This window comes from Flavobacterium macrobrachii, assembly GCF_014486675.1.
In the GTDB taxonomy this organism is placed as follows: domain Bacteria; phylum Bacteroidota; class Bacteroidia; order Flavobacteriales; family Flavobacteriaceae; genus Flavobacterium; species Flavobacterium macrobrachii.
Genome location: NZ_JACTAC010000003.1, coordinates 16,478 through 39,278 on the forward strand (window position 1 = coordinate 16,478; position 22,801 = coordinate 39,278).

Genomic DNA, 22,801 nt, shown 5'->3' on the forward strand with positions numbered 1-22,801 from the left:
ATAAAGTACGATGGCAAAGAAAGGTAATAGAATCCAAGTAATTTTAGAGTGTACAGAACATAAAGCAACAGGACTTCCTGGAACTTCTCGTTATATCACTAAGAAAAACAAAAAAAATACTCCAGACAGATTAGAGATTAAAAAATTTAATCCAATCTTAAAGAGAATGACTGTTCATAAAGAAATTAAATAATTTAGAAATTTTTTTAACCAAAAGTTTCCAATAAAACATATAAGTCATGGCAAAGAAAACCGTAGCAACGTTACAAACAGCATCAAAAAGATTAACCAAAGCAATCAAAATGGTTAAATCTCCAAAAACTGGTGCATACACTTTCCAGGAAGCAATCATGTCTCCAGAAGATGTAGATACATTCTTAACAAAGAAATAATCAAACAAACTCAATATATCAAAGCTACTTTCGTTCGGAAGTAGCTTTTTTATTTTTATATTTGTCGAACAAATTTGAAGCCAAGCCAATAGCATTTTTTAAATGTAGTTCCTGCTTTCCGTTGCAATCTTTTTTATAAAAAAAAGGATTTCCACTAAATCAGGGCTAAACTAAAGCAAAAGGCTTCTATTTAAACCATGAACAAAAAAGTATGAGTTTTTTTAAAAGAATATTTTCCTCCGAAAAAAAGGAAACTTTAGATAAAGGTTTAGAACAAACCAAGACATCATTTTTCTCCAAGCTAACCAAAGCCGTAGCTGGAAAATCCAAAGTAGATGACGAAGTTTTAGACAACCTAGAAGAAGTATTAGTTTCATCAGACGTTGGTGTAAACACAACCCTAAAAATCATTGAGCGAATAGAAGAACGCGTTTCTCGAGACAAATACCTTGGAACCGAAGAACTAAACCAAATCCTTCGCGAAGAAATCGCTGCATTACTTTCTGAAACCAAATCAGGTGAAGAAACCGAATTCACTATTCCAGCCAACAAAAAACCATACGTAATTATGGTAGTTGGCGTAAACGGCGTTGGAAAAACCACAACCATTGGTAAACTAGCCTATCAATTCAAAAAAGCAGGATACAAAGTTGTACTTGGTGCAGCCGATACTTTCCGTGCCGCAGCAATCGACCAATTACAAATTTGGGCAGATAGAGTTGGCGTTCCAATTGTAAAACAACAAATGGGAAGCGATCCAGCGTCAGTAGCATTTGATACTTTACAAAGTGCCGTTGCTCAAAATGCCGATGTGGTAATCATCGATACTGCAGGAAGATTGCACAACAAAATCGGGTTGATGAACGAACTTTCCAAAGTGAAAAAAGTAATGCAAAAAGTAGTAGAAGATACACCAAACGATGTACTTTTAGTACTTGACGGTTCAACCGGACAAAACGCATTCGAACAAGCAAAACAATTCACCGCAGCAACCGAAGTTTCCTGTCTAGCCGTTACAAAACTCGACGGAACAGCAAAAGGTGGCGTTGTAATAGGCATTTCCGATCAATTTCAAATTCCTGTAAAATACATTGGAGTAGGCGAAGGCATTGAAGATTTACAGGTTTTTAACAAACACGAATTTGTTGATTCTTTCTTTAAATAAATAGTAAAAATGAATAAAGCGGTTTCAAATTTTAAAAATACTTCACCATTAAAGTTTATTCTAATTTCAATTGCACTTGGAATAATCGCTACTTTTTTGGAAGACTCATTCAAAAATATATTTCTATTTTTAAGAATAGTGAGTTTTGGATTATTTGTTTATGCTGTTATAAAATATTTTAATTCAAAGAATTAAGCTGTTTTTATTGATAAAGCGCATTAATTTTTTGCCATAATTCATTATCAAATCCTGATAGTGCAAAAGTTGGATTGTCTGGATTGGCAACTTCACCCATTCTTATGATGACCATTTTTTTACTCGGAACAACATAAATTTTTTGATCATTTTTACCCAAAGCGGCAAACATATCGCTTGGTGCATTTGGAATTAATGTTCCGTTGAATTCAAATTGTGTTTGCGGTAAATGATAACTCGATTTTCCATTCAACCACCAAAGAAAGCCATACGCTTTATTAATTTCCTGTGAAGTTGACGTTGCGTGAGAAATGTAATTTTCATTAATAATTGTGTTGCCGTTCCATTTTCCTTGGTTTAAAATCAACAACCCAAAACGTGCCATATTTCGTGAAGTACTTCGATAAACACTCAAGTTATTCAGGTTAACCCAATTTCCGCCAGTCATTCCAATTTTATCTCTCAACTTGGTGTTGAAGTAATTTGACCAGGTTTGTCCGCTAGTTTGCGCTACAACATCTTGCAGTTTTACATATACATTATGATATGCCCAACGCGTTCCTGCATCGGCAACATATTTAAGATTTGCTGGCGAAACATCATCACCTAAAGCATCGTTCAAACCCGAACTCATCGATAAAAGATGTTTAACCGTAATCAAATTTTCTTTGGTAATCGGTGCGCTTGTCCAGCCTGTTCCTAAATAATCTGAAACTTTATTGTTGATATTTAATAAACCTTCATCTTGAGCAATTCCGGTAACAGTTGCTGTTAATGTTTTTCCAGCACTTGCCCAATACCAGAGAGAATTAGCAGTATGACCATTGAAATAATTTTCTAAAACTATCTTTCCATCCACTAAAACAATAAACGATTTGGTGTTTTTTTCTTCCAAATATTCCAAAAGTGGCAAAACAGCTTCTTGATTCCATCCCAATTCTGAAACGGATTTTGTTGCCCAAGTTGCATTTCCATCATTTGGCGGAAAATACATTTGTTCATCTGTAACTTCAGTAGTAGAATCTGAACTACAACTAAATAATGTTGCAAAAAGTAGAGGTAAAATAGTTTTCAACATGACAATTGGTTTCGTTCTTTGACTTTAAAAGTATAAAAAGGTTTAATGTTGATAATATTAATTTCAATAAATAATTAGTTTATGAATATAAAAATTAAATTTGTGACAATAAGTAACATTCATGACAACATTAGGTTCATTAGCTATAAATTCTATTCATCAAGGCGATTGTGTTGCTTTGTTAAAACAAATTCCAGACAATTCGGTTGATTTAATTTTTGCCGATCCGCCATATAATTTGCAACTAAACGGTGAATTAATTCGTCCTAATCAAACTAAAGTTGACGCTGTAAACGACGAATGGGATAAGTTTGAAAGCCTTAGTGTTTATGATACTTTTACAGAAAATTGGCTTAGAGAATGCAAGCGAGTTTTAAAAAAAACTGGAAGTGTTTGGGTTATTGGAACTTATCATAATATTTTCAGAGTTGGAGCAAAACTGCAAGATTTAGGATTTTGGATGTTAAACGATGTCGTTTGGATAAAGTCGAATCCGATGCCAAATTTTAAAGGAACGCGTTTCAATAATGCACATGAAACCATGCTTTGGGCAACCAAATCGGAGAAATCAAAATTTACGTTTCATTATCATTCGATGAAAACAATGAATGAAGATTTACAAATGAGAAGCGATTGGTTAATTCCAATTTGTCAAGGAGATGAACGAATAAAAGTCAACGGTCAAAAAGCACATTCCACTCAAAAACCTGAAGAATTGTTGTACCGAGTAATTTTGTCAACGTCTAATGTTGGCGATGTTGTGCTCGATCCATTTTCGGGAAGCGGAACAACAGCTGCGGTTGCCAAAAAGTTGGGTAGAAATTTTATTGCTTTCGAAAGAGAACAATTTTATATTGATGTTGCCAACGAACGATTGCAAAATATCAAACCAATTGATTTGAATTTATTACAATATAAAGTTGAGGTCAAAAAACCAAGAATACCGTTTATCAATTTAATCGATAAAGGATTTATAAAAGTTGGCGAGCTTTTGTTTTCAAAAGACGAAAAACTTACTGCAAAAATTCAAGCCGATTCGTCTATTGAAAGCAATGAAATTGTGGGTTCGATACATAAAGTTAGTGCTAAATTGTCTAATAAAGAAAGCAGCAACGGATGGACTTTTTGGCATGTAAAACGAAAAGGAAAACTAGTTTTAATTGATGATTTAAGAGAAGAATTTGCCAAACAATATTTAAAATAATGAAGAATATAATTTCAATTTTTACCCTTTTGCTTCTAGTTTCTTGTCAGTCGGAAATTAAGAAAGAAGATTTGTCAAAACTCAATGGTTATTGGGAAATTAAAGAAGTTTCAATGCCTTCGGGAGAAAAAAAAGACTATAAAGTTAACGAAACTATTGATTATTTTCAAGTGAAAAATGATGTTGGTTTTCGTCAAAAAGTAATGCCTCGATTTGATGGTAAATTTGGAACCAATGACATCAAAGAAGAAATAAAAATCATTGAAAAAGATGCTCATTTTTTTATTGAATTCAAAACCAATTATAGCAAATGGCAAGAAGAAATCATCACGATTGAAGATTCTACTTTGGTATTAAAAAACAAAGAAGAATTGATTTATGAATACAAACGTCACATTCCTTTTAGTTTAAAATAATGGCAAAACGATTAAGCAACCAAAGTTCAATTAGCGATGTTTTAAAAGAGTTTATTGAAGTAAACAAACTCCAAAGTGGCATGGACAAAATCGATGTCGAAGCAGCTTGGAAATCGTTGATGGGAAATGGCGTGAATAGTTATACCAAAGAAGTAATTCTGAAAGGTTCAACGCTTTATGTATCGTTAACTTCGGCAGTTTTGCGTGAAGAATTAAGCTATGGCAAAGAAAAAATCATCAAAATGATTAACGAAGAACTCCGAAAAGAAGTTGTTACTGCAATAATTCTCCGTTAAGTATTGATAGTTAAATCTTTGATATAATCTTCGTTTTCATAGAAAAAGTACTCAAACTGCGACATTGTTTCGTTGAAAAAGTCAAAAATCGCTTCCCAATTGTTTTTATTATTCAAACTAACGCCCGTTTTTTCAACCCAAATTCTACTGATAACTTTGCCACTTTCGAGGTAAAAATTACGTTCAAAAATAGCTTCGGGTAAATAATCTTCGTGCAAAATTGTTTTTAGCGATTCGATTTTTTCGTAGTAAATTTTACGTTTTTCTTCATCTTTGGGTTCGATATCTAAAAGAACTTGCGCCTTTTTGTTATCTACAAAAAATTTAAAAGTAACGTCTTTAATCTTAGTATCATACAACAACCATTTTCTCGGATAAGCTTCGGCAAAAGCAATCCAAAAATCCTTTTTTATTCTAAGAGCTTCTTCTTTACTATACATTTTATTGACTTAAAATTTTAGTGCGTTATTTTTTTGAGGTAACTTTATCTTTTTAATTTCAAAAAAATGATATTCGACGAATTTCTGAAATATACGCCAAAAATAGCAAAAGAAGTTACTTTTGCCAGCATTGCTCATGAAAAAATGTCGCCATCTAATCGGTTGGAATTATTAAAAAATCTTGATATTAACAAAGTTAACCCAAAAAAAGCTGCTGTTTTAATGCTTTTTTATCCAAAAAATGGCGCGACACATTTGGTTTTAATTCATAGAACTTCTTATTACGGTGTTCATTCTTCGCAAATAGCTTTTCCTGGTGGAAAGCCCGAAATTGTTGATAAAAACCTCGAAGCAACTGCCTTGAGAGAAACGCATGAAGAAATTGGAATTCATCCTGATAAAGTTGAAATCATTCGCTCGTTTACCGAAGTATATATTCCGCCGAGTAATTTTATGGTGTATCCTTTTATGGGAATTAGTAATCACGAATTAGAATTTCAGCGACAAGAAGACGAAGTTGCAGGAATTATTGAATTGCCGTTGATAGATTTTTTGGATGAAAAAATTATCGAAACCAAAACAATGGAAACGTCTTATGCTGGATCGATAGAAGTTCCAGGATTTGTGGTTGATAATCACTTTGTTTGGGGTGCAACGGCTATGATGCTGAGCGAGTTGAAAGAAACGCTCAAAAGTGTACTTTAAACATTTAGTTTTTTGTAGTTTTGTTGACCTAAAATTTAAAATTAACATGGGTTTATTTAAACGAAATCCTTTTGGTCATATACTTTTTATAAAAAAATGGTTAATCCGAGTTTTTGGAGTTTTAACCCATAGACGTTATCGTGGATTTAACGAATTGCATATTGAAGGTTCGGAAATTCTAAAAGCGTTACCCGATAAAAATGTGTTGTTTATTTCCAATCACCAAACCTATTTTGCTGATGTTGTAGCGATGTTTCATGTATTTAACGCAAGTCTTTCGGGAAGAGTTGACAACATAAAAAACGTGGGTTATTTGTGGCAACCAAAAATGAATATCTATTATGTTGCAGCAAGCGAAACAATGAAAGCTGGATTATTACCAAGAATTTTAGCTTATGTTGGTGCAATTACTGTAGAACGAACTTGGCGCGCTGGCGGAAAAGACGTTACCGAAAAAAGGGAAGTAAATCCTAACGATACCGAAAATATTAGAATTGCTTTAAACGATGGTTGGGTTATCACATTTCCGCAAGGAACGACAAAATCGTTTAAACCAGTTAGAAAAGGAACAGCACATATTATCAAACAACACAAACCAATTGTAGTTCCAATTGTAATTGATGGTTTTCGACGTTCGTTTGATAAAAAAGGATTGCTAATTAAGAAGAAAAATATTTTGCAATCATTCATCATCAAAGAACCGCTGAAGATTGATTATGAAAATGAAACGATTGAACAAATTGTAGAAAAAGTAGAATATGCTATCGAGCAACATCCATCGTTTTTAAAAGTAATTCCATCCGAAGAAATTGAAGAACAAGAACGTTTAAACAAACTCCGTCAATGGAATATAGAAACAGAAAATCCCGAATAAATCGGGATTTTTTTTGTTATAAATCTATCTTTTTCAGTTCTTTATAATTGTTGCTTAATCGTCTCAATAAGAAACCGTAAAGTAATTTGTAAAACAACCAGAAGATTACTAAAAATACTATCATTACTACACTAAGGATACATACAATTTTGATTATTGTTCCATTGCCTTCGTCGTGAGCAATTTTGTCTTTTATCACACTTAGTTGTGGATTGTATAAAAACTCCATGATAAATCCTATTATCATGCTGACAAACATCATTCCTAAATTATACCAAACATAGTTTTGAACTGTTTTTCTGGTTCTAAGAATATCTTGCATTAATTGTTTTGTAGAAGTTGTAGCAGATATTTTTACATAATTCGTATAGAAACAATACAAAAACCATAATATAACAGCATAGTTTACATAAGTCAATATCTTTAAATAAATCATCATTTCTTCCGCATGCATTTGTTTTATATATTCATCTGTATTGAAAAACACACTTATAAAAGTCCATAATACAAATTCAAGTATGCTAATAATCAAAATCCATTTCACACTTGATGATGAATTTTTATGCAGCATTTTGTAAATTTCGTTTTCAGTAACTTGTTGGAAAGACTGAGTGTCTTTTTGCCAAGCTTTTTTTAATAAATCCAGCTCTTCCATAATCCTTAAGGATTTAGTATTTTAATTAATTTTCCTTTAATTCTGTTCATTTTTACTCTTGCATTTACTTCAGATATACCTAAAGTTTCGGCAATTTCGGCGTAATCTTTGTCTTCGAGATACATATAAACCAGCGCTTTTTCAATGTCATTCAATTGTTGAACAGCTTGATACATTAGTTTTAAACGTTCTTCTTCTTCGTGGTTGTATTCGTCTTGAACAAAGAAATGTTGTTGTGCTTCATAGGTAACAGTGTTTACGGAACGCGTACTTTTTCGATACAAAGTAATTGCCGTGTTCAACGCTACTCGATAAGCCCAAGTTGAAAATTTAGATTCACCTCTAAATTTTGGAAACGCTTTCCATAACTGTATGGTTATTTCTTGAAACAAATCATTATGTGCATCAGAGTCAGTAGTATATAGTCTACAAATCTTGTGAACTATATTCTGGTTTTCTTTGAGTTGTTTTACAAATGATTGTTCTAGCGTTTCGCTCATATTTCGTTAGTTGTACAAAGGATGATTTTGTTACAGTTTCAAAAATATAAAAAAAATAAATTCCAAAAATCAACTTCAACTTCAAAAAGCAAACAGCAAATTTCGAACAAACCTTGGTTTTTGAACTTGAATTTTACTTCCTGTCAGTACAAGTAAACTCAGTGTGACAATTTGAAATTGAAATTGAAATTGAAGTTGAAGTTGATTTTTGAAGTTAAAATATCACTAACTTTGCAACTCAAAAAAATCAAATCAAGACTATGAATATTGGACAATTTAACACGTTAACTATCGCTAGAGCAACCAAAGTTGGACTTTTTTTAACCAATGGAAAAGACGATGTTTTATTGCCAATAAAATATGTGCCAAAAACATTTGAAATAGGCGATGAGCTTACTGTTTTTGTCTATCTTGACCACGAAGAACGTCCGGTTGCAACAACTTTGGAACCTTATGTAACTTTGAATGATTTTGCTTTTCTACGCGTAAATTACATCAATAATTTTGGAGCATTTCTCGATTGGGGTTTGGAAAAAGATTTATTTGTTCCGTTTAAAGAGCAAGCGCGACCAATGGAAAAAGGAAAGCGTTATTTGGTTTACACCTATTTGGACGAAAAAACCAACCGAATTGTAGCTTCCAGCCGAACCAATAAATTCTTGAGTAACGAAGAATTAACGGTTGAAAACGGTGAAGAAGTCGATTTGATTATTTCTCATATTACTGAATTGGGAATTAACGTAATTATAAACAAACTACACAAAGGATTGTTGTATACCAACGAAGTTTATACCGATATCCGAACTGGCGATAAACACGTTGGTTACATCAAAAACATCCGACCTGACAATAAAATTGATGTTTCGCTACAAAAATTAGGATATGAAAGTATCGAACCCAATGCCAAAATTATTTTAGACGAACTTCGAGCAAGTCGAGGATTTCTTCGCTTAAACGACGATAGTCATCCAGAAGATATCAAGACGGTTTTGAAAATGAGTAAAAAAACATTCAAAAAATCAATTGGCTCACTTTACAAAGAAAAGAAAATTGATATTCGTCCTGATGGGATTTATTTGTTGGAGAATTAGTGGAAAGTTGAGTAGATTTATAAGGTAGAAGATAATGTTTAATTGTGAAATTAATAAAGATTACGATATTTTAGTTTCTGAACCTTGGGATTTTGTATCTCTCGACGGGAAGAATTTAATTAAAGGAGAAATTATCAATATTGTAAGTGAAAGTTGTGTAATTTACAGAGCAAATCACAAATTGCAATTTGAAAATATAGAAGGTAATATTTTGATTTTATCACCAAGGCATCGAGAAGACAATTTTGAAAATTTAATCGATGAAAAACTTACTTTTAATTGTGGTTTATTAAAGTCTAATATTGAATTGACAGAAAACGAAAATGTACTTAAAACTAATTCTAAGTTTGTACTTATTGCAAGTTTTAAAAAGTAGAATGGGACTGTTTAGAAAACTTCCTTCAATGTTTTTAATGCCTTAAATGGTTAACTAATAAATCTCAGCCAATTTCATTGTTTCATACGTTCGGGTTGTGTAAACATTTGAAAGGCAAATAATCGTTACGGTATCTTTTTTCATTGGGATAAATGACGAAGTATTTCCGTGCCACCAACCGTTGTGATACCAAAGATTTTCGCCGTTTGGCAATTGTTTCATTCGCATTCCTAAACCATAATCTTTTTTGTGTTTCAGCAAATACGGACTATAACTGCTGTAAGCTTCCTTTAAAACTTCAGGATTTATAAAATCAGGCGAATAGGTTGCTAAATCAAATTTAACCAAATCTCTTGGAGTAGAATAAATATTTTTATCACCGTTTAAATTATCAAATTGATCCCAAGGATTCATTCCGCCTTTTCTGTATGACAACGAAACGGTATCTTTATCTCTGAAATAATCAAAAACGAAGGTGTTTTTCATTCCCAAAGGTTTGAAAATTAATTCATTCATCGCTTTTTCATATTTCAAACCTGTAGCTTTTTCGATAATTAAAGCCAAAATGATATAGTTGGTATTGCAATAATCAAAACGTGTATCGTGTGGCGTAAGTAACCTGAATTTATGCTTTGCCATCAAATCTAAAACATCTTGATTGGTTAAAATCTTCTTTTTGTTCCAACCTGTTTTTAGCAAAGCTGAAAAGCGCGAATAATGCTGCAAACCACTTCTATGATTAAGCAACGTTCGAATAGTAGTACTTTTATAAGGAAAACTCGGCAACCAATCAGTTACTTTTTGGTCGAGCAAAACGTTGTCGTTTTCAACCAATTTTAAAATAGCAGTTGCCGTCAATACTTTACTAACCGAAGCCAAATGCAATGGTGTATTTGCCGTAATCAGTTCTTTAGTTCTTTGATTAGCAAAACCTTGGTATTTTTCGCTGATGATTTTTCCGTTTTTTGCCACAATAAAACTGCCGCTAAAACCTGCTGTTCCAATAAAAGCGTTGTAGAAAGAATCTACTTTGGTGCTTTTTTCCAAAAGATATTCGTCAGAAACTTTACCAAATTTTATTGGAAACGGAATAGAAATTAGAGTGCTATCGGTGTTTTTACGACTAAAATCAATAGTATTGTGTAATGATTTTGGCGAAGAAATAAAGAATAAAAAAAAGGATATAATAGAAATAAATAACGTTTTCATGTGCATTAATCAAGCGGAAATTCTGGGTGAAAATTTTGATTTTCAATCTTTGCAATACTACTACTTTTTGTTGTAAATTGAAATCTTTATGGTAAGTTTTAGTGAAATTTTAGCATAAAAAAACCGTTTCATTTTTTGAAACGGTTCTAAAATAATTTATTTAAACAATTTAGAATGCCTAATCAATTTTCACTTTAATCGGAAGAACATATTCCGTTCTCACATTTTTGCCATTTTTCATACCAGCTGACCATTTGGTTTTTAACGATTTTAAAACTCTAATGGCTTCATTTCCTAATCCATAACCCGGATTTCGTAGTACTTTAATATCGGTCATGCTTCCGTCTTTTTCGATTACAAACGCTACAAGCACAGAAATTACAATTCCAGTTTCTAATTGCTCTGGTTTTTCAAAATTTTTACCTACATATTGATAAAATTTCTCAATTCCACCAGGAAATTCAGGAAGTTTGTCCAATTCTACCGAAGTATAAGAACCTTTTATCGTTTCACCACCAGAAGTTGCTCCAACAGTTGCGGTAGTACTTTGACCTGTTCCGTCTGGAGTTCCAGTTCCTGAACCAGTATCGGTTGTTGGTTGATGTGTCGTCATGTTTTCATTGGTTGGAACATCAACCGAAACATTTGTTTCTGAAACAACCATATTGGACAAATTCGTTGGTTCAACTTGTGTTTCTTGAGTTTTTTCAGTTGGTAATTGTCTTATCGGTTCACTTTCAGTCTCTGGAATTTTAAAAGTTGTAACTCGGATAAGTTCATCAATTATTTCCGTTGGAGTTGTAACAGGAACATCTGATTTTAAGTTAAAAATCACAAACGAAGCTATAAATCCTCCAACAAGTAATGTTCCATAAAATAATGACAACAAAGTTGTTTTGGAATTTTCTTTGCGTAATTGGTAAGCACCATATTCTTGGTTTTTACCTTCAAAAACTAGATCAATCCAGTTTTTTTCATAGATACTAACATTTGACATAAAAATAGTTTTTTAATGGTTAAGTATCAGTTTTACATAAGCGAAGTATTTTAACAGATAACGTAAAAACTTCTTAGAATATTGTGTGAAATGATAAAAAAAATGAAATTATTTTTTCTCAATAATTTCTGCCAATAGTTTTTTGGCACGAAGCAATTTGATTTTTACGTTGCTCAACGGTTCATTGAGTTGTTCTGCAATTTCCTGATAACTCATTTCTTGAAAGTAACGAAGTTGAATAACTTCTTGATAATGAGGTTTTAATTCTTTGATGAATTGTAACAGACGCGAAAGATTTTGTTCTGTAATCAATTCATCTTCTGCCGATGGCGAACTATCTGCAACGTTATATGCTTGTTGATCTTCTTCGTCGGTTATTTCTACAAAAAGTGTTGATTTTTTCTTGCGAAGCATATCAATATGCACGTTTTTTGCAATGGCAATCAACCAAGTATTGAATTGAAAATCAGGATTGTAGCTTGCTATTTTATCGAAAGCTTTTGAAAAAGTTTCTATGGTAATATCTTCGGAATCGGTTTCATTTTCTGTGCGTTTCAGCATAAAACCATATACTTCGTTCCAATAATGGTCAAGCAGCGAAGTGAAAGCAATTTGGTCACCTTTTTTGGCTTGTTCTATTGATTTTTTTATTTCCAATGTACGGGTTTTTTAAATGTGTTTGATATAAAAACATTCAATTGAATAAAAATCAAACAGATTTCAATAATTGGAAACCAATACATTACATCTTTTTCTTTTAATTTTCCTGCGGCAAAACCTAAGGTTACCCAACTGAATAGATACCTAAATCCAATCAAACTGCATACCACAATCCATTGGTATTGAAAAAGTAACAAAATAATTGGTAAAACAAGAAATAAAAATTGAGAAATATAGAACAATCCCAATTGGATTTTGTCGAATGATTTATAATGTGAAGCGGTTGAAACATGTCGTCTTTTTTGGGTAAACCATTCTTTGAAAGACGTTTTTGGTTTAGAATAAGTAAAACTTTCTGGTAAGTAGCAAACCGTTGTATTACTTGAGTTTGCAGCTTGATTGATGAATAAATCGTCATCGCCAGAACGGATTTTCATGTGGTCAATAAAGCCATTGGTTTTGAAAAATTCTTCACGTTTGTATGCCATATTTCTACCAACTCCAGTGTATGGTTTTCCAATTTTTGCCCAAGAAAACATTTGTGTAGCTGACAATAAGGTTTCAAAACGAATTAATTTATTTAAAAATGAACCTGCAATTCTGTCATAAGCACCATAACCCAAAACGATGGTTTTTTGTTGGGTAAACTGCGAACTCATTTTGGTAATCCAATCTTTTGAAGTTGGATAACAATCGGCATCAGTGAAAAGTAAATATTCGTATTTTGCGGCTTTGATACCAAGCGTTAACGCGAATTTTTTGTTTCCCCAAAAAGCTTCGTTGTTCTCAACTTTAACCAATTTTATATTGGAATATTGTTTTTCAAAAGCTTCAAAAAGTTCTAAAGTTTCATCACTCGACGCATCATCGATTAAAACCAACTCAAACTGAGGATAATCTTGTTCTGCCAAAATAGGGATGAAGTTCTTTACGTTTTCTTCTTCGTTTTTGGCACAAACAATTACAGAAATTGGAATTCTTTTTGGAGTAGCATTTTGAGGTTTAGCAAAAGAAAATTTGCCAAAAACCACGATATAATACAGAAATTGAATACAAACAACGGCAATAAACAAACTGAAAATTGATACCAACATAAATGCTTTTTTTGTCTTTTAAAAAGGTTTGCAAATGTAGGCATTCTAAAACCAATAGTCAAGTTAATTTTAACAAATTAAGAACGGTTTTTTTTCATGGCTTTTGCTATTTCAATCGCTTGATTTTCATTGGTTTTTTCAAGCTCAGAGATGATGTTTTGGTAGTTTTTGTCATCTCTATTTTGAGATAATTTCTTTTGGGCTTCGATACTTGAGATTTCTATTTCAAATGAGACAATTCCTCGAGCTTCGCGCATTGTTTTTTCAGATAAATCTTCAATTCGAATGGGTTTCTCCGATTTTGATTCGTATTTATTAATCAGTTTTTTCAAACTTTCGATGCTTTCTTCATAAGTATGCAAACGCACTTTTCCATAAACATGCACGGCAAGATAATTCCATGTTGGAACATTTTCATGGTCATACCACGAAGACGAGATATAGGAATGTGAACCACTAAAAATTGCCAAAACTTCGTCGTTTTGATTGAAACTTTCCGCTTGAGGATTTAATTTAGAAATATGTCCGATTAAAATTTGTTCACCATTGGAATTTGTTCCCAAAATCAGCGGAATATGTGTTGCCCAAAGTTTTCCATTAGTTTGATTAACCAAAATAGCAAAGCCGTTTTCGTGTAGAAATTGCTCAATTTCCGTTTGATTTTCGTTTTTATATAAGTTTGGGATATACATGGTTTTTATATAGTTGTGAATTCAGCCCAATTCAGATTTTCAGGCAATAGCTGATTTGAAAATTCAATATGTATAACTCTTCTTCGATTCTGATTTGTCGTTTTGCCCGAACTATGAAGTAATAAAGGTTTCATAAGCATTACGCCGCCACTTTTTACATTGCAAACAGTTTCTTTTTCAGTATTCCAATCAATAGTTTCCGGACGATAAACAGCTTTTAAATGAGATTTTTCGATTACTTTTAGAGCGCCATTATTTTCATTGGTATCATCAAGATGTATTCGGATAGTGAAAATATTTTCCAAAAAATTTAATGGCGGTTGAACAGCAAATTGATTGTGTTTTTTTGTCCAATTATTAAAATCGGTTTGCTCTATTTTTTTGTCTACAGAAATTGTCAAATCTTGATGATAGGAAACAAACCAATTTGATTTTTCAGGTTTATCGAAATAGATTGATTTTACTACGAAATAATCATTTCCACATATCAAACTTATTAAATTAATCAAGTTTTGGTTAAAAATTAAATTCTTGATTTCTGGAACTTCTTTTAAAAATTGACGAATAGCAAAAAGATCTTCAGATTTTCTGAAAATTGGATTTGAGGTGTCAAGTTCATTAATTAATTTTCCAATTGCTGTTATTTCATGAGTGTTATAAACGTTTTCAACTATACCAAAACCATTTTCTTCGAAAAAAGATTTTGCTTCCAAAAGATTTTCGTTTTTGTATGAGTTTGCAATGTACATTTTAATTGAGAATTACGAATTGTAGATTATGAATTACGATATTTAAAAATCTTAAATTTAAAATCTAATATTAAATCACATTAACCTCTGCTTCAATTTCAATTCCATATTTATCAAAAATGGTTTTTTGGACATATTTTGATAAGTTTAAAATATCTTGACCAGTTGCATTTCCGTAGTTTACTAAAACCAATGCTTGATTTTTATGAACTCCAGCATCGCCGTTTCGGTAACCTTTTAAACCGGCATTTTCGATTAACCAACCAGCTGGAACTTTTACTTCTGTTGGCGAAACTTCAAAATGTTTTACCTCAGGAAATTTGGCTTGGACTTTTTCGAATAGTTCTTTTGAAATCACTGGGTTTTTAAAGAAACTTCCGCTGTTTCCAAGTTCTTTTGGATTGGGTAATTTTGTGTTTCTAATGGCAATCACAGCATTGGAAACGTCTTTTATCGTTGGATTAGTAACGTTATTCTTGGCTAATTCGGCTTTGATGTCGCCATAATCGATATTGATAATGTGACTGTGTTTTTTTAGCTTAAAAACAACCGAAGTGATGATGTATTTATCTTTGACTTCTTGTTTGAAAATACTTTCTCGGTAACCAAATTTACATTCGTCTTTAGTAAACGTTTTTACTTCTTGCGTTTCAATGTTCATTGTATCACAACTCACAAAACTATCTTTGATTTCGGCTCCATAAGCACCAATATTTTGTACTGGAGTTGTGCCAACATTTCCTGGAATTAGTGACATATTTTCTAATCCGCCGAAGTTTTGATCAATCGTCCAAAGCACAAACTCGTGCCAAACTTCGCCAGCTTGACTTTCAACCCAAACAAAATCGTCGTTTTCTTTGATGATTTTTTTTCCTTTCAAATCAATATGAATAACCAAAGCATCAATGTCCTGTGTCAACAGCATGTTACTTCCGCCGCCAAGAATGAATTTTTTTTCTGAGGAATGATTTTTCAAAATAGCTTGTAATTCGGCTAAATTATGAACGGCAACAAATTGCTTTGCTTTGGTTTCAATTCCAAAAGTGTTGTAGTTTTTTAAAGAGAAATTAGTTTGAATTTGCATTTTTTTGAAATTTAACCGCAAAGTTCGCAAAGTTTTTCGCAAAGTTCACAATGAAAAATTAGTTATTGAATTTGATTTTTGAGATTGAGATTGATTTTTGGAATTGTTTGTTATTCTTCTGTTTCGAGTGCTCGTCTCAAAAAATCATTCATTGGTTTCATCAGAATTAATTTTTCAGAAATTATTTTACTAAAATCTTTATCGGTGAAAATTTTGTCGTCAATTTTTTGAGAAACAGTGTAGCTTTTCAGTTTTAAAAACTCAATTGCAGGATGATTTGGATCAAAATCTTTTGGTGCTTTTTTCAGAACATTATTTTCGTCTCTGTCCAAATCGCCAAAAGTTGATTTGAAATTTTTATCCGAAACAATAGCATCCAAATCGTCATGAAAAAACTCGATTTCTTTTCGGATTTGTTTCAACTGATTGGGTTCAGGACACCAAACTCCGCCGGCAATAAATGAATTTCCTTTTTCAAAATGAACGTAATAACCCGGACTATTTTTTTGGAATTTATTTTGAGTAAACCATGCACCCATATTGGTTTTGTATGGCGATTTATCTTTGCTAAAACGAATGTCACGATTGATGCGAAACGTACAGTTTTTTACTTCTAATGGTTCTAATGTTGGATCCAATTTTTTCATTTCGTCCAATAACGAAGCGATAAAAGCATGATAATCTTTTTTGTAGTTTTCATACCTTTTTTTGTTGGCATGCATCCATTCGGTGTTGTTATTTGCAATTAAATCGGCTAAAAACTGAAGCGCTTCTTTTGTAATCATTTTTTTAAGTTTATAAGTTTAGTAGTTTAAAACGTTATGAGTTTAGAGAATTACTTCAAACTTCCATCTTCAAACTTCCAACTTTTTTTTACAGTTGTTTTCTCAAATCTTCTTCGGAAAGAAAACCAGTATTTCTCCAAGTTTCTTTTCCGTTTTCATAAATAATAATGACTGGCAATCCGTCAATTTTCATGTGATTAATCAATGATTTGTTTTCATCAGCATCTAGCCGTACAATTTTTACTTTGTCTTTCAAATCTTCTTGTAAACGACTGATATAAGGTTTCATTTTTTTACACGGCGCACACCATTCGGCACCAAAATTAATCACGACTTTTTTGTCAGAATTAATTAGTTTTTGATATTCATCTGGCGACATTCCAACTAACTTGTCTGACGAAGGTTTTGCCATTCCAGAAGCATTCCATTTCATAATTCCACCATCGAGATTGTAGATTTCTTTGAAACCCAATTCGGCCAATTTATCGGCAGCTTGAGCACTTCTTCCACCAACTTTGCAATACACAAAAACAGGTTTTGATTTGTCTAATTTTTCAACTTGAGCAACAAAATCGGTTCCGTTCCAATTGATGTTTTTAGCATCGTTTATTTTTTCTGAAGCAAATTCTTGTGGCGTTCGAACGTCGATTAATTGCGGATTTTCGGTTTTGTCTAATCTTTCAGCATAGTTTTTTACATCCAAATTTTGAACAACAGCTTTCGAATTTTGACCTTGACAACTGGTTAAAAATGTTGTTACAAAGAATAAAATTGTGATTTTTAGTTTCATATAATATAATGTTTTGAAGCAAAAATAAAATGATAAAAAAATGAGTTCTATAACAAATGTTACAAACTTACTATTTTATAAGATTGATGTGTCGATTTTACAATATTTTCTGTTCGTTCTGCATGCGTATCCGAAATAAAAAGTTGTCCAAATTCGTCGTTGTTAACCATCGAAACGATTTTGGAAACCCGAAACTCGTCCAATTTGTCAAAAATATCATCAAAAAGAAGAATAGGTTTTTCGCCGCTTTGTTTTTTGACAAAATCAAATTGTGCCAATTTCAATGCAATAAGAAATGACTTTTGCTGACCTTGTGAACCAAATTTCTTAATCGGATGATTATCAATTTCAAATGATAAATCGTCTTTGTGAACACCAACCGATGTGTATTGCAACGCTCGATCTTTGCTCAGATTTTCTTCCAAAAGTGCTAGCGTATTTTTTTCAGACAAATCACTTTGATATACCAATTGAACCGTTTCGGAACCATTGCTAATTTCCTTATAATAGTTGTTGAAAATCGGAATGAATTTCTCTAAAAAATCTTTTCGTTTCTCAAAAATTGATTGTCCTAACTCATTTAATTGTTCGTTATAAATGACCAAAGTATCTTTTTCAAAAACATGATTTAAAGCAAAATATTTCAGTAAAGCATTGCGTTGCGCCACCGTTTTTTGATACTGAATTAGTTGTTGTAAATACTGATTATCCAATTGCGAAATCACGCTATCGATAAACTTTCTGCGAGTTTCGCTTCCTTCAGTAATCAAATCTCTATCGGCTGGCGAAATAATCACTAGCGGAATGAAACCAATATGATCAGAGAATTTTTCATAGAGTTTGCCGTTGCGTTTCAGGATTTTTTTTTGTCCTTTTTTTAAACTGCAAACAATTTGCTCGTTGCGGTCGTTTTTTTCAAATTCGCCATCAACCACAAAAAACTCTTCGTTATGCTTTATATTTTGAACAGCAAGCGGATTAAAATAGCTTTTTCCGTTTGCCAAATGATAAATTGCATCAAGAATATTGGTTTTTCCAATGCCGTTTTTGCCAACGAAACAGTTGATTTTGGTATCAAATTCAAAAGTGGCTTCCGAAAAATTTTTATAATTGAATAATGAAATCTTTTTTAAAAACATTGTAATGGCTTGCTATTGCTATAAAGAGACAAAAAAAAGCGTTTTTTTTGAAGTGCTTGTATTAAAGCAGTGCAAATTATTGAAAAATATCGACAAAAATCGCTTTTAAATATGAATAAAAATTTTATTTTTGCGCACACTAAATTAAAAATAGATGGCAACTTTTAACAAAAGAGGTTACAAAGCACCGAAAGAAAAAGAAGAAAAATTAGACAATACTTTTATTGAAGACGTAAACGTTGATGAAAAAGACAGTGCAACTGCAAAAGCATTTGACGCATTGGACGAAACGGCTTCAAAAACGGAAGATTTCGTTGCAAAAAATCAAAAATATATATTAGGAGTTTTAGGTGGAATTGCACTTTTAACAGTTGGATACTTATTATACCAAAAATTTGTAGCAGAACCAAATCAAGTTGATGCAGCTGACGAACTTTTTGTGGCGCAACAAAATTTCCAAAAAGCTATTGATGGTGATGTAAAAGCAGATTCATTATTCAATTTAGTTTTAAACGGTTCAGAAGGGAAATTCGGTGTAATTAAAATCGCTGAAGAATATTCTGGAACTGATGCTGGAAAATTAGCGAACTATTATGCTGGTATTTCTTATTTGAATTTAGGAAAATACAACGAAGCAATTTCAAGTTTGGAGAAATTCAAATCGGAAAATGAAACGTTGAGCACTTTAGCTATTGGTGCAATTGGTGATGCGTATTCTCAAAAAAATCAACCAAAAGAAGCATTAGATTTTTATGTAAAAGCTTCTCAGGCAGCTAAAAATGAATTTACAACGCCAAGATTTTTAATGAAAGCTGGAAAAACAGCGTTAGCATTAGGAAACAAAGCAGATGCATTAAAGTATTTCACAGAAATTAAAGACGTTTACGACAATACTCCAGAAGGACAAGCTGTAGATGCTTTTATTGGATTAGCTCAGTAATCTAATTACGAATTTAAAAAAGCGAATTAAGAATTGTTATCAATTTTTAATTCGCTTTTTTTTGAATTAAAATGGAACAGTTAAATTTGTAACCTGAAACCTGTAACAAAAAATGGCTACCGAAAATAAAAATTTATCCGAATACGACAAAAACCAATTACCAAATGCAAAGGATTTCCGTTTTGGAATTGTAGTTTCTGAATGGAATGATAAAATAACCAACGGACTTTTCAAAGGAGCAGAAAGTGCTTTGCTGGATTGTGGTGTTTCGCCAGAAAACATTATTCGTTGGAATGTTCCTGGAAGTTTTGAACTAATTTATGGTGCCAAATTGATGCTTGAAAAAGTTGAAAAATTAGACGCTGTGATAACGATTGGTTCGGTTATAAAAGGCGAAACGATGCATTTTGAGTTTGTGTGCGAAGGCGTAACGCAAGGAATAAAAGATTTGAATATACAATCAGATGTTCCGGTAATATTTTGTGTTTTGACAGATAATAATGAGCAACAATCCATTGATAGAAGTGGAGGAAAGCACGGAAATAAAGGTGTAGAAGCTGCCATTGCCGCAATAAAAATGGCTGAATTAAGACGAAAAGCTTTTGCTAAAAATAAAATTGGATTTTAATCAAATAAAAAAGGTGTTAGAAATTTTCTAACACCTTTTTGCTTTAGTCATCTTTGATAGTGATGACAACATCTTCATTGAATTTGTATTCTCCTTTTTTATAAATTTCTTTATTTGGTAATACAACTTCATATGTGTAAATGCCTTTTGATAATTCAAATAAGCATTCTTTACCGTCTTTTTGGACAACGAGTTCTTTTTTAATCTCGTCGCCTTCCTCATTTTTTCCTATTATTCTAAAAGTGATTTTGTCAACCAATTTGTTTTTGACACAAACGCTTTCAATTATTTTACTATCCGTTTTTGCACCTGATTTGGCTACTTTAAAAATGCTCAAACCAGAGAGCAAAAGTTCGCCACCTTTGATAGCGGTTTGAAGATCGGATTGGGAATAAGTTAATAAGGGAAATAATGATAGTAAAATAAAAGCTTTTACTTTCATTTTGAAATGTTCTTTAATTTATTGAGTTAAATCAATAAAAATTACTTAACTACATTTGTATTTAGTATTTTATCGTAAAAAACTTCATTCTTTACAAAAAAATAGATTAAAGTTATAGGTAAAAGAATACTGAATAAAAAAAAGCATTTCAACAATGTCCTACACAATCTGTATTGTAAAATATAGTTACTTGATTTCTTTTCAATTTCTAAATTCATTATCTTCTTACCTAATGAAATTCCCTTAGATAAAAAATCACATAAGAAAAAATACAAAATCATTACAATAAAATTGACATTATAATTCAGTGTCCATTTTCTACCAATGAACGAAGTATCAAAAATTTCAAAAAATTTAAATTCAAAGAAACTTAAAATAAAAATTGTTAAGATAGATATGAATAAAAAATCAATGGTCATTGCTAAAAATCTTTCTTTTAATAATAATGATTTCATATTTTTTTATATGTTTAAATACTGGATTATGCAATATTAGTTAATTTTTTCAAATTTCAACTTAATAAATCTCTCTTTTCTATCATTAAGTTCAATCGAGTAGATGTCTTTGACTAAATTGTAACTTCCATCTTCTGTCTCAATTAATTTTTCATTGGAAACTTCTATTTTATCTGTTTCAATTTTTTTATTAATATTTTTTTCAATTTCGTCAATCATAACATATTGGTAAACAGAACTGTTGCTATTTGATGATTTTGAAGTCACTTCTGTGCATGAGATAGAAGGAATTCTCCAATTTGTAGGTACACAGCATAATGTAACTTCTGATGTAGCACTAAATACCCCAATATTGATGCCTATTGTCCAGACTCTGCAACCGTAAGGCCATACGGCACGAGATCCTCTACTTTCAGTTGTTTGTGAATTAACTGTATTTGTTAATGCAATAAAGGCAATTAAGCCAAAAACTAATCTTTTCATTTTTTTTGTGTTTTTTTAAATTATACATTTTTTCTTTATACAAAATTTTTTCGCGATATATATTTTGATGTTGTAAAATTGACACAAGATTTTTGCATTACCAATGTGAATTTTTATGCATATATGTAAGTTTTTAAGCATATATGTTAGCATATTAAATATTTTTTTAACTTTAAAAAAAAAATTTAATTTCATTGTTATGGCTAAAATGACTTTTATACCAAAAGAACGATTAAAGAATGTAAGAATTCAAAGAGGATACAAGCAAAGTGAGTTTGCTGAACGAGTAGCTATGGATCAATCTCAATATAGCAGAAGAGAAACAGGTAAAGTTGCAATTACTGATGAAGAATGGGAACGTTTTGCTAGAGCGCTAGGTGTTGACAAAGAGGAAATAGTTGAAACAGAACCAAGAGTTATAAACATTGTTAATAATTCAAATAATAAAGGTAACTCTATAAATGCTTTTGAAATAACCATCAAAGCTCCTAACCATTTTTTTGATGATATTAATAAAAAAATGGATTTTATTATTGATAAATTCAATTCAGCCCAACAATAAATATAAAAAAAATAGACCGTTAACTTTTTAATTAACGGTCTATTTTTTTATAAAACAATTCAAATAATCATCATGGCTTTTTGGTTCTCTTTGTGTCGTCTACAATAAAACCATAATCTCCCAAAACTTTTGGATTTTTGGCATTAATACTTTTTAAAAGTGCTGCACTATTTTGAACAATCGCTTTTATAGCAGGTAAATCTTTATCGCGTTCACGATAATGCTGTTCCGCTTTTTTTGCTGCTTCTTCTGCTTTTTGATGATTAGTTTTACATGGTGCAATTTTTGGACCATCGTCTGCCCAATTAAAATCTTGCATTGCATTTAGTGGTGATGCTGCACCATCGGCTAGATGTTTGTCATACACTTTTTGAGCCAATACTAATAATTCTTCTGGATTGTTAGGAATAATAATGCGCCCTGATGTTCTTGCTGGCATAATGTTTAAATTTAGTTAATAAATATTGTAATAAATTAGTACTAATTTAGTAAAGATTGAGATTGTAAAAGTTTATTTTAACACTTTGTAAACAAATAATTAGCTTTTTGTGTTAAATAATTGTTTTCTATTAAGCATGAATGATTTTTTTTAAGTAAATCATTTAAATTTATAAATAAATAGTACAAATTTGTATGCTAAGTTGTATAATTTTAATATGAGGTTTCTACATTGATAAATAATTATTTGCTATTATATTTTATAGA

General features: G+C 31.5%; 31 protein-coding genes. 13 read left to right on the forward strand and 18 right to left on the reverse strand.

Annotated elements, in window-relative coordinates; all coding sequences use genetic code 11:
* The first annotated feature begins 10 nt into the window (after positions 1-10).
* From rpmG to ftsY, 3 genes are all read left to right on the forward strand, one after another.
* Positions 11-193, forward strand: a complete 183-nt coding sequence (gene rpmG / locus IAI56_RS01360; RefSeq protein ID WP_112112007.1) for a 50S ribosomal protein L33 — start codon at positions 11-13, stop codon at positions 191-193.
* 46 nt (positions 194-239) lie between these two features.
* Positions 240-392 (forward strand): DUF4295 domain-containing protein, encoded by a 153-nt coding sequence (locus IAI56_RS01365; protein ID WP_187656167.1) that lies wholly within the window; start codon positions 240-242, stop codon positions 390-392.
* A 211-nt stretch (positions 393-603) separates the two neighbouring features.
* Positions 604-1,557, forward strand: a complete 954-nt coding sequence (gene ftsY, locus IAI56_RS01370; RefSeq protein WP_187656168.1) for a signal recognition particle-docking protein FtsY — start codon at positions 604-606, stop codon at positions 1,555-1,557.
* 202 nt (positions 1,558-1,759) lie between these two features.
* On the opposite strand, the gene IAI56_RS01375 is transcribed toward ftsY, so the two are convergent.
* Entirely contained in the window at positions 1,760-2,830 is a 1,071-nt protein-coding gene (locus tag IAI56_RS01375; protein ID WP_187656169.1) for a serine hydrolase domain-containing protein, read from the reverse strand.
* A 121-nt stretch (positions 2,831-2,951) separates the two neighbouring features.
* Here IAI56_RS01375 and IAI56_RS01380 point away from each other — a divergent pair, with 121 nt between their 5' ends.
* From IAI56_RS01380 to IAI56_RS01390, 3 genes are read left to right on the forward strand one after another with little or no spacing between them, the layout of a single operon-like run.
* Positions 2,952-4,034: a site-specific DNA-methyltransferase gene (locus tag IAI56_RS01380; protein WP_187656170.1), complete on the forward strand. Its 1,083-nt coding sequence runs from the start codon at positions 2,952-2,954 to the stop codon at positions 4,032-4,034.
* Positions 4,034-4,450 (forward strand): lipocalin family protein, encoded by a 417-nt coding sequence (locus IAI56_RS01385; RefSeq protein ID WP_187656171.1) that lies wholly within the window; start codon positions 4,034-4,036, stop codon positions 4,448-4,450. The genes IAI56_RS01380 and IAI56_RS01385 overlap by 1 nt, the downstream gene beginning before the upstream one ends.
* The gene (locus IAI56_RS01390; RefSeq protein WP_187656172.1) at positions 4,450-4,746 is read left to right on the forward strand and encodes a DciA family protein; all 297 of its coding nucleotides are present in this window, start codon (positions 4,450-4,452) and stop codon (positions 4,744-4,746) included. Before IAI56_RS01385 ends, IAI56_RS01390 begins: the two co-directional genes overlap by 1 nt.
* On the opposite strand, the gene IAI56_RS01395 is transcribed toward IAI56_RS01390, so the two are convergent.
* On the reverse strand, positions 4,743-5,186 hold the full coding sequence (locus tag IAI56_RS01395) for a DUF4268 domain-containing protein (protein ID WP_169524756.1): 444 nt from the start codon (positions 5,184-5,186) through the stop codon (positions 4,743-4,745). The genes IAI56_RS01390 and IAI56_RS01395 overlap by 4 nt on opposite strands.
* A 66-nt stretch (positions 5,187-5,252) precedes the next feature.
* On the opposite strand from IAI56_RS01395, the gene IAI56_RS01400 reads away from it, so the two are divergent.
* Positions 5,253-5,891: an NUDIX hydrolase gene (locus tag IAI56_RS01400; protein ID WP_187656173.1), complete on the forward strand. Its 639-nt coding sequence runs from the start codon at positions 5,253-5,255 to the stop codon at positions 5,889-5,891.
* 46 nt (positions 5,892-5,937) lie between these two features.
* Positions 5,938-6,765, forward strand: coding sequence for a lysophospholipid acyltransferase family protein (locus IAI56_RS01405; protein ID WP_187656174.1), 828 nt, complete (start codon positions 5,938-5,940; stop codon positions 6,763-6,765).
* 16 nt (positions 6,766-6,781) lie between these two features.
* Here the strand turns inward: IAI56_RS01405 and IAI56_RS01410 are convergent, their stop codons facing one another.
* Both IAI56_RS01410 and IAI56_RS01415 read right to left on the reverse strand, forming a co-directional pair.
* Positions 6,782-7,420 carry a hypothetical protein gene (locus tag IAI56_RS01410; protein WP_187656175.1) on the reverse strand — a complete coding sequence of 213 codons (639 nt, stop codon included), beginning with the start codon at positions 7,418-7,420 and terminating at the stop codon, positions 6,782-6,784.
* Between the two features lie 5 nt (positions 7,421-7,425).
* On the reverse strand, positions 7,426-7,920 hold the full coding sequence (locus tag IAI56_RS01415; protein ID WP_187656176.1) for an RNA polymerase sigma factor: 495 nt from the start codon (positions 7,918-7,920) through the stop codon (positions 7,426-7,428).
* Positions 7,921-8,180: 260 nt separating this feature from the next.
* On the opposite strand from IAI56_RS01415, the gene IAI56_RS01420 reads away from it, so the two are divergent.
* Positions 8,181-9,011: a CvfB family protein gene (locus IAI56_RS01420; protein ID WP_187656177.1), complete on the forward strand. Its 831-nt coding sequence runs from the start codon at positions 8,181-8,183 to the stop codon at positions 9,009-9,011.
* Positions 9,012-9,045: 34 nt separating this feature from the next.
* Entirely contained in the window at positions 9,046-9,387 is a 342-nt protein-coding gene (locus tag IAI56_RS01425) for a hypothetical protein (protein WP_187656178.1), read from the forward strand.
* A 54-nt stretch (positions 9,388-9,441) separates the two neighbouring features.
* Here IAI56_RS01425 and IAI56_RS01430 read toward each other — a convergent pair whose 3' ends face one another.
* The 10 genes from IAI56_RS01430 to recF all read right to left on the reverse strand — a co-directional run bounded on the left by IAI56_RS01430 (position 9,442) and on the right by recF (position 18,586).
* The gene (locus tag IAI56_RS01430; RefSeq protein ID WP_187656179.1) at positions 9,442-10,596 is read right to left on the reverse strand and encodes a serine hydrolase domain-containing protein; all 1,155 of its coding nucleotides are present in this window, start codon (positions 10,594-10,596) and stop codon (positions 9,442-9,444) included.
* 178 nt (positions 10,597-10,774) lie between these two features.
* Positions 10,775-11,593, reverse strand: coding sequence for an energy transducer TonB (locus tag IAI56_RS01435; protein WP_187656180.1), 819 nt, complete (start codon positions 11,591-11,593; stop codon positions 10,775-10,777).
* Between the two features lie 108 nt (positions 11,594-11,701).
* Positions 11,702-12,250, reverse strand: a complete 549-nt coding sequence (locus IAI56_RS01440) for an RNA polymerase sigma factor (protein ID WP_187656181.1) — start codon at positions 12,248-12,250, stop codon at positions 11,702-11,704.
* Positions 12,241-13,347, reverse strand: coding sequence for a glycosyltransferase (locus IAI56_RS01445; protein WP_187656182.1), 1,107 nt, complete (start codon positions 13,345-13,347; stop codon positions 12,241-12,243). The genes IAI56_RS01440 and IAI56_RS01445 overlap by 10 nt, the downstream gene beginning before the upstream one ends.
* 77 nt (positions 13,348-13,424) lie before the next feature.
* A complete protein-coding gene (locus IAI56_RS01450) occupies positions 13,425-14,039 on the reverse strand; it encodes an FMN-binding negative transcriptional regulator (RefSeq protein ID WP_187656183.1) in 615 nt (204 codons plus the stop codon).
* Positions 14,040-14,044: 5 nt separating this feature from the next.
* Positions 14,045-14,788, reverse strand: a complete 744-nt coding sequence (locus tag IAI56_RS01455) for a phytanoyl-CoA dioxygenase family protein (RefSeq protein WP_187656184.1) — start codon at positions 14,786-14,788, stop codon at positions 14,045-14,047.
* A 70-nt stretch (positions 14,789-14,858) separates the two neighbouring features.
* The gene (gene murB / locus IAI56_RS01460) at positions 14,859-15,872 is read right to left on the reverse strand and encodes a UDP-N-acetylmuramate dehydrogenase (RefSeq protein ID WP_187656185.1); all 1,014 of its coding nucleotides are present in this window, start codon (positions 15,870-15,872) and stop codon (positions 14,859-14,861) included.
* Positions 15,873-15,982: 110 nt separating this feature from the next.
* Positions 15,983-16,657 (reverse strand): DUF2461 domain-containing protein, encoded by a 675-nt coding sequence (locus IAI56_RS01465; RefSeq protein ID WP_187656186.1) that lies wholly within the window; start codon positions 16,655-16,657, stop codon positions 15,983-15,985.
* An 88-nt stretch (positions 16,658-16,745) separates the two neighbouring features.
* The gene (locus tag IAI56_RS01470) at positions 16,746-17,447 is read right to left on the reverse strand and encodes a thioredoxin domain-containing protein (RefSeq protein WP_187656187.1); all 702 of its coding nucleotides are present in this window, start codon (positions 17,445-17,447) and stop codon (positions 16,746-16,748) included.
* 59 nt (positions 17,448-17,506) lie between these two features.
* A complete protein-coding gene (gene recF, locus IAI56_RS01475; RefSeq protein ID WP_187656188.1) occupies positions 17,507-18,586 on the reverse strand; it encodes a DNA replication/repair protein RecF in 1,080 nt (359 codons plus the stop codon).
* Positions 18,587-18,740: 154 nt separating this feature from the next.
* Between recF and IAI56_RS01480 the strand changes: the two genes are divergently transcribed.
* Both IAI56_RS01480 and ribH read left to right on the forward strand, forming a co-directional pair.
* Positions 18,741-19,526 (forward strand): tetratricopeptide repeat protein, encoded by a 786-nt coding sequence (locus tag IAI56_RS01480; protein ID WP_187656189.1) that lies wholly within the window; start codon positions 18,741-18,743, stop codon positions 19,524-19,526.
* Between the two features lie 112 nt (positions 19,527-19,638).
* Complete coding sequence (gene ribH / locus IAI56_RS01485) at positions 19,639-20,154, forward strand: 6,7-dimethyl-8-ribityllumazine synthase (protein WP_187656190.1); 516 nt, start codon at positions 19,639-19,641, stop codon at positions 20,152-20,154.
* Between the two features lie 43 nt (positions 20,155-20,197).
* Here the strand turns inward: ribH and IAI56_RS01490 are convergent, their stop codons facing one another.
* From IAI56_RS01490 to IAI56_RS01500, 3 genes are read right to left on the reverse strand one after another with little or no spacing between them, the layout of a single operon-like run.
* Positions 20,198-20,596, reverse strand: coding sequence for a hypothetical protein (locus IAI56_RS01490; RefSeq protein WP_187656191.1), 399 nt, complete (start codon positions 20,594-20,596; stop codon positions 20,198-20,200).
* A gap of 41 nt (positions 20,597-20,637) precedes the next feature.
* The gene (locus IAI56_RS16420) at positions 20,638-21,051 is read right to left on the reverse strand and encodes an RDD family protein (protein WP_187656192.1); all 414 of its coding nucleotides are present in this window, start codon (positions 21,049-21,051) and stop codon (positions 20,638-20,640) included.
* Between the two features lie 36 nt (positions 21,052-21,087).
* Entirely contained in the window at positions 21,088-21,534 is a 447-nt protein-coding gene (locus IAI56_RS01500; RefSeq protein ID WP_187656193.1) for a hypothetical protein, read from the reverse strand.
* Positions 21,535-21,733: 199 nt separating this feature from the next.
* Between IAI56_RS01500 and IAI56_RS01505 the strand changes: the two genes are divergently transcribed.
* Positions 21,734-22,096 carry a helix-turn-helix domain-containing protein gene (locus IAI56_RS01505; protein WP_187656194.1) on the forward strand — a complete coding sequence of 121 codons (363 nt, stop codon included), beginning with the start codon at positions 21,734-21,736 and terminating at the stop codon, positions 22,094-22,096.
* 70 nt (positions 22,097-22,166) lie between these two features.
* On the opposite strand, the gene IAI56_RS01510 is transcribed toward IAI56_RS01505, so the two are convergent.
* On the reverse strand, positions 22,167-22,535 hold the full coding sequence (locus tag IAI56_RS01510; RefSeq protein ID WP_187656195.1) for a hypothetical protein: 369 nt from the start codon (positions 22,533-22,535) through the stop codon (positions 22,167-22,169).
* Between the last annotated feature and the right edge of the window lie 266 nt (positions 22,536-22,801).